Raw genomic sequence first — 11,714 nt, 5'->3', positions numbered from 1 at the left:
CGTTCGAATGGGGCCGAAGTCGTGAAGAGGGGCGCTTACCTGCCCACGCCGTAGACCCCGCGCGCCTCGTCTCGCACCACACGCCCGTTGTCGAGTTCCACCACGCGGCGCCGCATCGAGTCCACGATGTGATTGTCGTGCGTCGCCATCAACACCGTTGTCCCCGTTCGGTTGATGCGTTCGAGGAGCAACATGATGTCCGAGCTCGTGTCCGGGTCCAGGTTTCCGGTGGGCTCGTCGGCGAGCAGAACGAGCGGCCGGTTCACGAAGGCACGTGCGATCGCGACGCGCTGCTGCTCGCCGCCTGAGAGTTCGGTGGGCAGGCGATCTGCCTTGCCCGACAGGCCGACCAGATCGAGAACCTCCGGCACGGTCCGCTGGATCATCGAGCGCGGCTTGCCGATCACCTCGAGTGCGAACGCCACGTTCTCCGCGACGGACTTCTTCTGCAGAAGGCGGAAGTCCTGGAAGACGCACCCCATGGTCTGGCGCAACCGCGGGACGCGTCGACCCGACAGTCGGTTGACGTGAAAGTTGGCGATGTGGATGTCGCCCGACGTCGGCGTCTCCTCCTTCAGGAGCAGACGCATGAACGTGGACTTGCCCGATCCCGACGGCCCGATGAGGAAGACGAACTCGCCCTTGTCCACCTCGACCGACACCTTGTCCAGCGCAGGACGAGTCGACGACTTGTAGGACTTGGACACATTCTCCACGCTGATCACGGGTCGCCAGTGTAGCCGCGAGCCGCACGCGCTCCCCGGATCGCCGCGCTCAGTTCAGGATGTTGATGGCGCGCGCCAGAACCATCGCCACCGTGGCCAGGGCGATCACCGACTGGACGGACATCGCCAGTTTGGCCCAGCGACTCATGGGCATCGTGTCCGTCGGGCTGAACGCGGTGGCGTTGGTGAACGAGACGTAGAGGTAGTCCCCGAACCTCGGCTCCCAGTGCGGATCGGCCAGGTCCGGCGTCGTCATCTGCGGGAACACGAAGTCCGGGTACTCCGCGATCCCCGCGGCCCGGGCCGCGGGTCCGCCGCGATCGAGATCCCAGAACAGCAGGCCGAACACGATGACGTTGGTCAGATAGATGGTGCCGCCGGTGGTCAGCAGAGCCGGTGCGCTCACCCCGTTGGCCCCGGTCACGATGTCGACGACCAGGGTCACCGCCGAGAAGGCGTTCGCCAGCGCGGCCAAAGCGATCAGCGTCAGGCTCAGCGCGCGCAGCGGCGACGACACGCGATCGATCCGCAGCGGGTTGGCCGCCACCAGCACGACGAGGAGTGCCGCTTCGATGCCGGGAAGCAGGTACGGCGACGACAGGTTCAGCCGCTCGGGCAGGCTGACCTGCAGAGCGATGACCGCTGCCATGGCGACGGCCGCGACCCACCTGGGCTCGCCGGCCGTGACGCGGCGCCAGGCAGGCCGGTCGGCCTCGCTCACCGCGCAGGCGTCGTGGTGGGCGCCAGGCCGGGCAGCTGCAGGCCGGGGATGGTCGGGAGCTGAAAACGGGGGGTGGTCGTCGTCGTGGGCGCGCCGGACCCGGATGTCGCTGCGCCGCCGCCTGATTCGGACCCGGGGGTGGGCGTCACGGACGGAGTCGTGGACGGCGCTGTCGTCGTCGTGGGTGTACGCGTCGGAACGTACTCCTGCGTGGGAGCGACCTGCGTGGACGTAGCGGGAGGCACGTACACCGGAGAGTTCTCGACCGTGGTCGGGTCCGGCCGCAGATACAGGTACAGACCCAGCACGAGGACGAACGCCGCGAGGAGCCCTGCCGTCGAGGTTCGGACGCGACCCATCAGGTGAGCCGGGATGGACCGCTTGTGCTCGGCCTGGTCGTCGCCGTCCGTCGACGACGGCGTTGTGGACTCGCTCATTCACCCTCCCCCACCGGTGCGTTCGCGGCGGCCGCCGGCTGCCCCGTCGTGAGCTCGGGACTGACGGTGATTCCGTTGCGACGCAACGTGATAGCGATGCGGGCACGGACTTCGCGACCCACCTCGAACTGCTTTCCCGGCAGCGTGCGGGCAACCATCCGCAGGTTGACCTGGTCGACCTCGATGCTGTCCACACCCATGACCGTCGGCTCGTCGAGAAGCAGATCGCGCAGCCGGGAGTCCCGATACGCTTCCTGCCCGATCTCCTTCAGAATCTCGGTGACGTGTCCCAGTTCGGCGGTGACCGGAACGGGAATGTCGATCACGGCCCGCGCCCAGTCCTGAGACAGGTTGATCGCCTTCACGATCTGCCCGTTCGGCACGGTGATCACCTCACCCTCGGCGGAGCGCACTCGGGTCACACGCAGGGTGACGTCCTCCACGGTTCCACTCGCCTCGGCGGTGGCGCCGACGACGGCAATCCGGACGACGTCGCCGTATCCGTACTGCCGCTCGGTGATGATGAAGAAGCCGGCCAGGATGTCCTGGACGATGCGCTGCGCACCGAAGCCCAGCGCTGCGCCGAGAACCGTCGCGGGAGCCACCAACGACGAGATCGGGAAACCGAGCCTCTGCAGCACCTGAATGGTGACCAGCACGTAGATCATCGCGATCACCACCCAGGTGACCACCTGCGCGACGGAGTGGCGGTGCTTGGCCGATTCCGTGCGCACCAGCTGATCGGTCTGCTGGTAGCTCTTGTCGATTCTGATCGTGACCTTCGCGCCGGCCCAGGCGACGAACCGGGCGAGAAGCATGCCGCCGAGAATCAGGAGCAGAATCTCGAGCCCGTTGTTCCGCAGCCACAGCTGAAAGTCCGCGGTCTCGGGAAGTCCGAATGCCGAGAACGTCATCAGGCGTCGTCACCACGCATGCGCCAGCGGATTCCGGACTCGATGAACCCGTCGATGTCACCGTCGAGCACCGCAGACGGGTTGTTGACCTCGTATTCGGTGCGGAGGTCCTTCACCATCTGGTACGGGTGCAGAACGTACGAGCGCATCTGGTTGCCCCACGAGCTGCCGCCGTCACCCTTGAGTGCGTCCATCTCGGCGCGTTCTTCCTTGCGCTTGACCTCGAGCAACTTGGCCTGCAGAACGCGCATGGCCGACACCTTGTTCTGCAGCTGCGACTTCTCGTTCTGACAGGTGACGACTATGCCGGTGGGGATGTGAGTGAGCCGCACCGCGGAGTCGGTGGTGTTGACGGACTGCCCACCCGGTCCAGACGAGCGGTACACGTCGACGCGGATGTCGCCTTCGGGAATCTCGATGTGGTCGGTGGTTTCGACCACGGGGAGCACCTCTACCTCGGCGAACGAGGTCTGACGGCGGCCCTGGTTGTCGAACGGACTGATTCTCACCAGGCGGTGGGTGCCCTGTTCGATGGACAGCGTTCCGTAGCTGTAGGGCGCCTTGACCGCGAAGGTCGCGCTCTTGATGCCGGCCTCTTCGGCGTAGGACGTGTCGTACACCTCGACCCCGTATCCGTGCTTCTCCGCCCAGCGGATGTACATGCGCATGAGCATCTCGGCCCAGTCGGCAGCGTCGATGCCGCCCGCCCCGGACCGGATGTTGACCAGTGCGTCGCGCTTGTCGTACTCACCCGACAGCAACGTCCTCACCTCCAACAGCTCGACGTCCGCGTGCAGCGATGTGCGCTCGCTGTCCGCTTCGGCCAACGCATCGGCGCCCGCGGCGCCCTCCTCGGCTTCGGCGAGCTCGTACAGAATGGGCAGATCGTCGAGCCGTTGACGCAGTTCTTCGACTCGGCGCAATTCCGCCTGAGCGTGCGAGAGCTGGCTGGTGACCTGCTGGGCGTGCTCCTGGTCGTTCCACAGCTCCGGGTCGGCGGCCTGATGTTCGAGCTCGTCGATTCGGCGCCGGAGTTCGTCGATGTCGAGCACCGATTCCACCGTTTTCAAGGTGGCGTCGAGCTCGGCTATGTCTGCGGAAACGTCGGGATGCACGGTAGTCGAGGGTACCGGGAGCGGCGAGGTGGTGATGACCCCCGTCGGCGACCACCGAGCCGGGCGACGTCACCTCCCGCAGCCGTGACGTGGGGCACGCGAGGGTGAGTAATCTCATTCGGTGCCCGATTACTCCGCCGACCTCGAACTCGCCCTGCGTCTCGCCGACACGGCCGACGCCATCACGCGCGACCGGTTTCGCGCACAGGATCTGCGGGTGGACGACAAACCCGATCTGACACCGGTATCGGACGCGGACCTCGCGGTCGAGACCGCGGTGCGCGACGTCGTCTCCACTGAGCGACCCGACGACGCCGTCCTCGGTGAGGAGTTCGGCGGCACAGCCTCCTTCGCCGGGAGGCAGTGGGTCGTCGACCCGATCGACGGAACGAAGAACTTCGTCAGAGCGGTTCCGATCTGGGCCACGCTCGTCGCCCTGCTCGTCGACGGCGGGCCGGTCGTCGGCGTGGTCAGTGCCCCGGCACTGAACCGGCGCTGGTGGGCGAGCGCCGGCGGCGGAGCGTTCGGCAGTCACGACGGCGAGACGCCCCGACGTCTGCAGGTGTCGTCCGTGAGCGATCTCGGATCGGCGAGTCTGAGTTTCGCGAGCCTGTCGGGCTGGCGGGAGCTGGGTCTGCGCGAGAAGTTCGTGGATCTGACGGACGCAGTATGGAGAGTGCGGGGTTACGGAGACTTCTTCTCCTACTGCCTACTGGCTGAGGGAGGTCTGGACATTGCCACCGAACCAGAGGTGTCTCTTTGGGACTTGGCACCGCTGGACGTCATCGTGCGGGAAGCGGGCGGACGTTTCACGTCGTTGGATGGATCCGACGGGCCGCACGGAGGTAGTGCCGTGGCGACGAACGGGCTGCTCCAGGAGGAAGTTCTGGCGCGACTCGCGCGCTGAACTTACTCGGTAGTAGACACCTATCTTACCGGTGAGTAAGATAAAGCTGTCCACGACCGAACACCGAGAAGCAGCTGGTGATCATGACGAAGCAAGACACCGTACGAGACACGTCCGCACCGGGCCTGAACCCCGTCAAACGTGACGCGATCGGCACCGCAATGCGTGTGCTGACGAAGATCACCGGTTCGGACCTGGCCGAGAAGTACAACCTCCGCCAGACCATCGACCGCGGCATCTACGAGAGCACCAAGACCGGGTTCAAGACTCTGGGCGCGGCAACCCGCACGTTCGAGAAGGTCGCGGGCGGCGGCAAGCCCGAGCGGCTTCCCGACGCGACGGGTGCGCGCAAGGACTACTTCGACCTGACGCCGGACGACGAGCAGAAGATGATCGTCGAGACGGTCAAGGAGTTCGCCGAAGAGATCATGCGTCCGGCCGCACACGACGCCGACGAGGCCGCGGAATCCCCGGCGGACCTCGGCACTCGCGCCGCCGAACTCGGCATCACGCTGATCAACGTCCCCGAGAGCCTGGACGGCGCCGCGAGCGAACGCGGAGCGGTCACCAACGCCCTCGTCGCCGAGGCGCTCGCCTACGGCGACATGGGCCTCGCGCTCCCCATCCTCGCGCCGAGCGGTGTTGCGGTCGCACTCACACAGTTCGGTACCGAGGCTCAGCAGAAGACGTACCTCCCGGCGTTCACCGGCGAGACCGTGCCCGGCGCGGCCGTCGTGATCAACGAGCCGCGGGCACTCTTCGACCCGTTCGCACTGCAGACCAAGGCCGTGCGCTCCCCCAGCGGATACAAGCTCAACGGCGTCAAAAGCTTGGTACCCGCGGCGGCCTCGTCGGAGCTGTTCGTCATCGGCGCCGAGCTCGACGGCAAGCCGTGCTTCTTCATCGTCGAGTCCGACACCAAAGGCCTTGTCGTAGAAGCGGATCCGAGCATGGGCTTGCGCGCCGCGGGCCTGGGACGGCTGCTCTTGACCGACGTTGCCGTGCCCGAGTCGGCACTGCTCGGCGACGGCGACTCGGCTTCACGCGCCGGCGACTACGCCGACGCAGTGCGTCTGGCCCGTCTCGGATGGGCGTCGATGGCCGCCGGCACCTCGAAAGCCGTCCTCGACTACGTCGTTCCGTACGTCAACGAGCGCACCGCGTTCGGTGAGCCGATCAGCAACCGTCAGGCAGTGGCGTTCATGGTGGCCAACATCGCCATCGAGCTCGACAGCATTCGCCTCGTGACCCAGCGCGGCGCGTCGCGCGCCGAGCAGGGCCTGTCCTTCGCGCGGGAATCGGCGTTGGCGCGTCGACTTGCCACGGACAAGGGCATGCAGATCGGCCTGGACGGAGTCCAGCTCCTGGGCGGTCACGGATTCACGAAGGAGCACCCGGCCGAGCGCTGGTACCGCGACCTGCGTTCCGTCGGCGTCGCCGAGGGCATCGTCCTCATCTGATCCGCCCGGCCCCACTTCTTTCTCGACTCCTCCTTGACTAAGGAATCACGATGATCAATCTCGAGCTCCCCAGGAAGCTGAAGGCTCAGGCGAATCAGGCACATCAGGTCGCCGCCGAAATCTTCCGTCCCATCTCACGCAAGTACGACCTCGCCGAGCACGAATATCCGATCGAGCTGGACACCATGGCCGCCATGGTCGAAGGCATGTCCGACGCCGGTGGCGACATCGGCGGTGCCGCGGGCGGGCGCGACAAGAACAGCGAGGACGCGCCGAAGCCCAGCAAGACGGCAAATGCCAACGGCGGCAACATGGCTGCACTGGTCAACGTCATCGAGACGTGCTGGGGTGATGTCGGCTTGACGCTGTCCATCCCGTACCAGGGTCTCGGCAACTCGGCCATTGCGGCCGTCGCCACCGACGCTCAGCTCGAGCGGTTCGGCAAGGTATGGGCCTCGATGGCCATCACCGAGCCCAGCTTCGGCTCCGACTCCGCAGCCGTCACCGCCACCGCCACCCTCGACGGCGACGAGTGGGTCCTCAACGGCGAGAAAATCTACGTCACGGCCGGTGAGCGCTCCACGCACGTCGTGGTGTGGGCAAGCGTCGACAAGAGCAAGGGCCGCGCCGCGATCAAGTCGTTCGTCGTTCCGCGCGACACACCGGGCATGACGGTGGCTCGTCTCGAGCACAAGCTCGGCATCAAGGCGTCCGACACGGCAGCACTGCTGTTCGAGAACTGCCGTATCCCGAAGGACAACCTGCTCGGATCCGCAGACGTCAACACCGACAAGGGATTTGCGGGCGTCATGCAGACGTTCGACAACACGCGCCCCCTCGTGGCAGGTATGGCCATCGGCGTCGCGCGGGCAGCACTCGAGGAGCTGCGAACCATCCTCACCGACGCCGGTATCGACATCTCCTACGACGCCCCGGCCATGACTCAAAGCGCCGCGGCGTCGGAGTACATCCGGCTCGAGTCGGATTGGGAAGCGGCGTACCTGCTTGCCCTGCGCGCAGCGTGGATGGCCGACAACAAGGAGCCCAACTCGCTGCAGGCCTCGATGTCGAAGGCCAAGGCCGGACGCGTGGCGAGCGACATCACTCTCAAGGCCGTGGAGTTGGCGGGCACCTTCGGCTACTCCGAGCGACTTCTGCTCGAGAAGTGGTCGCGCGATTCGAAGATCCTCGACATCTTCGAGGGCACGCAGCAGATTCAGCAGCTCATCGTTGCTCGTCGAGTTCTCGGAAAGTCGTCCGCCGAGCTCAAGTGATTCGTCTCGACTGATTCGTCTCGACCCGGGCCCGGTGCAGATTCTTGCGCCGGGCCCGTTTCCGCATCTCATCCCGAGATCGATTCCGTCGCAGCATCTCTCGCGTCTTCGACCAGCCGGTGGATGCGTCCGGTGAGCTCGTCGAGCTGATCGACGACATCTGTCCGCAACGCCGCTTGCGTGGCCTCGTCCAGCCCGCCGCCGTCGCTCGCCTGCACCGAAATGAGAAGTTCGATGTTGGTGCGCAGTGCCGTCAAGGGGGCCTGCAGTTCTGCACCGGCGTCCACCACGAGCTGACTCTGGCGCGCGCGCGACGAGTCCAGCGCACGCAGCATCGTGTTGAACCCGACGGCCAACTGCGCCAACTCGTCCTTGCCGGTCACCGTGATCGGCGTCAGGTCTCCCATCGTCGCCACACGCCGTGTCGCCCGCGTGAGGCGCTCGACGGGCCGCAGACCGATTCCCGCGGCCCCTGCGCCCACCGCCGCCGCGAAGAGAATGAGACCACCGCCCAGCACACCGAGCAACACCACCAGCTTGTGGAGTGTCGGTTCCATGCTGGACTCGGGTTCGGCCACCAGAACGATGTCTCCCCCGACGGCCGTGATCCCGCACATGAGATAGCCGTCGGTCTCGGTGGCCACCTGTGCGGTCTCCCCGCGGATCAGGGGTTGCAACGACGGCGCCATCCGCCCGTCCGCCGTCTCGAACGGCTCGGTCGATCCGTCCTGCGCGATGAATTCGCCCGCGGCCGTGATCATCGCGACGCGCATCGGGCCGGTTCCGTCGTTCGCGAAGCCGAGTGCGTCCGGCGACACCTGCGTGGACGAGCTGACGGCCAGCTTGGCCGCGTTCCGCTCGACTCTCTCCGCGATCTGAGCGCGCAAGGCGTCTTCGGTCACCACGTAGATGGCGATCGAACACGCCGCCACCGCGATGGCCGCCAGAGCCGTGGTCAGCAACACCACACGGCGCCGCATCGACAACCCCGCTCCCGGCTGGGGACGGGCGCCGGATCGTGAGAGTAGTCGCACCCGGCCAGTATCGGCGGCGATGCTGAGACTGCGCTGAGGCCCCTGCTGAGGCTGGAAGAAGTCAGCCCTGGAGTCTCGTCGTGGCGGTCAGGCCAGCGCGAGGAACAGCTTCTCGAGCTCCGCCTCGGTCATCGGCTCCTTGTCGTCCGCGGTGGCGCCGGTCATGCACTCACGAAGCCCGGTGGCGACGATCTTGAATCCGGCCTTGTCGAGCGCACGGGACACCGCGGCGAGCTGGGTCACCACGTCCTTGCAGTCACGCCCGTTCTCGATCATCGAGATCACGCCGGCGAGTTGACCGTTCGCGCGGCGGAGACGGTTGAGAACCAATGCGATGCTGTCCTCGTCGCCGATCATGGCATTGCCCCTGTCAGTGTGTCCGTAAATGGTGCTATCGGTTGATGGTGAAGTCGATGGTACCCCTGGGGGCATTCACCCCTCGAGCGCCGTGATCGCGGCGCGCAGTTTCGTGGCGGCTTCGCCGGCCACGTCACCGAGCGCGGGTTCACCGGTCGCGTCGACCATGATGTCCGGGTTCATCGCGTCGACGATGATCGTGTCGGCATCGTTCGGGTCCTCGCGGACCACGACGTTGCAGGGCAGCAGCAGGCCGATCTCGCGCATGACCCCGACCGCGCGGTGCGCGAGCGGCGGATTGCACGCACCCAGGATCAGGTAGCGCTCCATGTCTTCGCCCAGCTTGGCTTTCATGGTGGCCTGCATGTCGATCTCGGTCAGCACTCCGAAGCCCTGTTCGGCGAGGGCGTCGCGGGTGCGCTGCACTGCGGTGTCGAAGTCGGTGCCGGTCAGGGTGGTGGAGATGGCGATGCTCATGACAGTGATTCCTTGTCGTCGGTGTCTCGAGATCAAGTGTTCTGGAAATTCAGCGTCGTGAAAATTCAGTGCGAGAAGCTGATGGACGGGAGGACCTTGCGGAGCCAACTCGGTGACCACCAGGCGGCACCTCCGGTCAGTCGCAGCAGAACCGGCAGCAGGATCAGCCTGATCAGTATGGCGTCGAGAAGGACGGCCACACCGAGAATGATGCCCATCTCCTTCGGCGGAAGCGGATCGGCCAGAGCGAAGGTGAAGAACACCGCGACCATCACCGCGGCGGCGGCGAAGATGACGCGCCCGGAGTGGGCAAGACCGTCGATCAACGCTGTCGTCGGGTCGCCGGTGCGCTCGAAGTGCTCCTTCGCGGTGGCAAGCAGGAACACGGTGTAGTCCATGGCGATGGCGAAGATCATCGCGAAGAAGAACACAGGTCCCCAGCCGTTCAGGAATCCTTGAGGTGTGAAGCCGAGCAGCGAGGCGCCGTGCCCGTCCTGGAAGATCAGCTTCGCGACACCGAATGCGGCGGCGGTGGAGAGAAGACTGACCGCGGTGCCCAAGAACGCGATCAACGGGGCCTGCAGCGCAACGAGCAAGAGCACGAATCCGAGGATCAGAATGATGGTGATCACGAGCGGCAAGTAATCGTTCAGGGCTTGCTGCAAATCCAGATTCTCCGCCGGAGCGCCGCCGACCAGAGCCGAGTCCGGCAGCTCGCCGCGCAGGTCGGCGAGGATGCCGCCCACGGACTGGTCCGACGGGTCGACTGCCGGTATCGCCTGCAGCAGCGCGTACCCGGAGCCGTCGGCAGCAGGCTGAGGAGGGGTGACCATGGCGATGCCCGACACCTTCGCCGCGGCGGCGGCGGTGGCCGCGGCGTCCGACTGCGGAACCACGATCTGCAGAGCTCCGGGCGCGCCCGCACCGAACTGCTGCTGCACCACTGCATACCCCTGCCGGACGGGCGCGTCCTCGGGGACGACGGAGATCGACGGCATCGCAACCTTCAAGCCGAGGACAGGAAGGGCCAGTGCCACCAGCACACCGATCGAGGCGAGGGCGAACGGCCACGGATGCTTGTGCAGAAGCGCGCCCCAGGCCGCGAACATCGGTGAGCGGTGCGGCTGACGCTTGGCGTACGGGAGGGACGCGGCGTCGACCTTCGGTCCGAGCGCGCCGAGGGCGGCAGGCAGAAGAGTCAGGGTGGCGAGCAGAACGAAGACGACGGCGAGCATGATGCCGACGGCCATGGTTCGCACCGCGGGCGCCGGCACCATCAGCACGGCGGACAGGCTGACCAGGACCGTCAGGCCGGAGAGAACGACGGCCTTGCCGGCGGTGTCCATGGTTTCGGCGACCGCGGCCCGCGGGTCACGTGTGCGCAGGGCGTCGCGGAAGCGAGCGACGAGGAACAGTGCGTAGTCGATGCCCAGGGCGAGGGCGAACATCATGGCGAAGTTCATGGCCCACACCGAGATCGGCGTCACCTCGTTCAGCAGGACCAGCCCGCCGGCGGAGGCAACCAGTCCGTCGATGGTCAGCAGCAGCGGAAGTCCGGCGGCGACCAACGAGCCGAACGCGAGGACCATGATGGCGAGCGTGACCGGCCACGAGATGAATTCGGCCTGGATCATGGCGTCGTGGTTGGCCTTGTTGAAATCCGACCACAGCGCCGACGCGCCGGTGGGAGAGACCTCGACCCCGTTGCCCGACAGTGCGGTGAGCCGGTCCTTGACGTCGTCGACGGCAGTGACCATCTCGTCGGTCGTCCCGGCGGCGCCGGCGACGACGATGCCGGTTCGCCCGTCCGGGCTGATGGTCATCCCGGGTTGCGGTGGCAGGATCTCACCGAAACGGGGGTCGTCGCGCAGGATCGAGATGGTCTCGGCGACGGCGGCGGACGCCGCGGTGTCGGTCAGCGAACCGGAGTCGCTGTGCACGACGACCTGCACGGCTGCCGACGAGTTCCCGCCGAAGTGCTGTTGGGCCAACTCGCGCACCTGCACCGACTCGGAGCCGTTGGCTTGCCATCCGGCACCCGCAAGGGACGAGAACACCGACGGCGCAGCGGATCCCAGGGCAATCAGAAGAATCAGCCACACACCGAACACCCAGCGGCGGCGGGTGACCATGGCTGCGCCCCACCGGCCGAGGCGGCCGGGGGCGCTGTCGTGGCGGTCGCCGGGCCGTGGCGCGGCGACGGTATCGGACTGAGACACGAGAACTCCTATACGGGTGGGGGTATTCAAACGACCTGGAGCAACCATGGTGGGGACGCGACGAAGAGTTCGGA

The 11,714-nt window shown here is 66.4% G+C and carries 12 protein-coding genes; 3 read left to right on the top strand and 9 right to left on the bottom strand.

What is annotated here, in order from left to right; all coding sequences use genetic code 11:
* Positions 1–35: 35 nt before the first annotated feature.
* From ftsE to prfB, 5 genes are read right to left on the bottom strand one after another with little or no spacing between them, the layout of a single operon-like run.
* A complete protein-coding gene (gene ftsE, locus AC59JP_RS20075; protein WP_497327557.1) occupies positions 36–725 on the bottom strand; it encodes a cell division ATP-binding protein FtsE in 690 nt (229 codons plus the stop codon).
* Between the two features lie 49 nt (positions 726–774).
* Complete coding sequence (locus AC59JP_RS20070; protein ID WP_497327556.1) at positions 775–1,446, bottom strand: hypothetical protein; 672 nt, start codon at positions 1,444–1,446, stop codon at positions 775–777.
* Entirely contained in the window at positions 1,443–1,883 is a 441-nt protein-coding gene (locus tag AC59JP_RS20065) for an Rv3103c transmembrane domain-containing protein (RefSeq protein WP_497327555.1), read from the bottom strand. The genes AC59JP_RS20070 and AC59JP_RS20065 overlap by 4 nt, the downstream gene beginning before the upstream one ends.
* Complete coding sequence (locus AC59JP_RS20060) at positions 1,880–2,797, bottom strand: mechanosensitive ion channel family protein (RefSeq protein ID WP_497327554.1); 918 nt, start codon at positions 2,795–2,797, stop codon at positions 1,880–1,882. The genes AC59JP_RS20065 and AC59JP_RS20060 overlap by 4 nt, the downstream gene beginning before the upstream one ends.
* Positions 2,797–3,912, bottom strand: coding sequence for a peptide chain release factor 2 (gene prfB / locus AC59JP_RS20055; RefSeq protein ID WP_497327553.1), 1,116 nt, complete (start codon positions 3,910–3,912; stop codon positions 2,797–2,799). Before prfB ends, AC59JP_RS20060 begins: the two co-directional genes overlap by 1 nt.
* A gap of 121 nt (positions 3,913–4,033) precedes the next feature.
* Here prfB and hisN point away from each other — a divergent pair, with 121 nt between their 5' ends.
* The 3 genes from hisN (at position 4,034) to AC59JP_RS20040 (ending at position 7,553) form a co-directional block, all read left to right on the top strand.
* Positions 4,034–4,819, top strand: coding sequence for a histidinol-phosphatase (gene hisN / locus AC59JP_RS20050; RefSeq protein ID WP_497327552.1), 786 nt, complete (start codon positions 4,034–4,036; stop codon positions 4,817–4,819).
* Between the two features lie 77 nt (positions 4,820–4,896).
* Entirely contained in the window at positions 4,897–6,279 is a 1,383-nt protein-coding gene (locus tag AC59JP_RS20045) for an acyl-CoA dehydrogenase family protein (protein WP_497327551.1), read from the top strand.
* Positions 6,280–6,329: 50 nt separating this feature from the next.
* Positions 6,330–7,553: an acyl-CoA dehydrogenase family protein gene (locus tag AC59JP_RS20040; protein WP_497327550.1), complete on the top strand. Its 1,224-nt coding sequence runs from the start codon at positions 6,330–6,332 to the stop codon at positions 7,551–7,553.
* Positions 7,554–7,621: 68 nt separating this feature from the next.
* Here AC59JP_RS20040 and AC59JP_RS20035 read toward each other — a convergent pair whose 3' ends face one another.
* The 4 genes from AC59JP_RS20035 to AC59JP_RS20020 form a co-directional block, all read right to left on the bottom strand.
* Complete coding sequence (locus AC59JP_RS20035; protein WP_497327549.1) at positions 7,622–8,587, bottom strand: HAMP domain-containing protein; 966 nt, start codon at positions 8,585–8,587, stop codon at positions 7,622–7,624.
* An 87-nt stretch (positions 8,588–8,674) separates the two neighbouring features.
* Entirely contained in the window at positions 8,675–8,944 is a 270-nt protein-coding gene (locus tag AC59JP_RS20030; protein ID WP_497327548.1) for a metal-sensitive transcriptional regulator, read from the bottom strand.
* 75 nt (positions 8,945–9,019) lie between these two features.
* Positions 9,020–9,421 carry a DUF302 domain-containing protein gene (locus AC59JP_RS20025; protein WP_497327547.1) on the bottom strand — a complete coding sequence of 134 codons (402 nt, stop codon included), beginning with the start codon at positions 9,419–9,421 and terminating at the stop codon, positions 9,020–9,022.
* Positions 9,422–9,486: 65 nt separating this feature from the next.
* On the bottom strand, positions 9,487–11,640 hold the full coding sequence (locus AC59JP_RS20020; RefSeq protein WP_497327546.1) for an MMPL family transporter: 2,154 nt from the start codon (positions 11,638–11,640) through the stop codon (positions 9,487–9,489).
* Positions 11,641–11,714 lie beyond the last annotated feature (74 nt).

Source organism: Rhodococcus sp. 320_ES (assembly GCF_059691855.1).
The sequence above is the reverse complement of the archived record's forward strand: the minus strand, read 5'-3'. Positions and strand labels throughout refer to the sequence as shown.

Excerpts from the sequence above, each read along its gene's own strand:
- AC59JP_RS20040 (WP_497327550.1), top strand. The coding sequence starts at position 6,330 with ATGATCAATCTCGAGCTCCCCAGGAAGCTGAAGGCTCAGGCGAATCAG.
- AC59JP_RS20060 (WP_497327554.1), bottom strand. The coding sequence starts at position 2,797 with ATGACGTTCTCGGCATTCGGACTTCCCGAGACCGCGGACTTTCAGCTG.
- AC59JP_RS20025 (WP_497327547.1), bottom strand. The coding sequence starts at position 9,421 with ATGAGCATCGCCATCTCCACCACCCTGACCGGCACCGACTTCGACACC.
- AC59JP_RS20065 (WP_497327555.1), bottom strand. The coding sequence starts at position 1,883 with ATGAGCGAGTCCACAACGCCGTCGTCGACGGACGGCGACGACCAGGCC.
- AC59JP_RS20030 (WP_497327548.1), bottom strand. The coding sequence starts at position 8,944 with ATGATCGGCGACGAGGACAGCATCGCATTGGTTCTCAACCGTCTCCGC.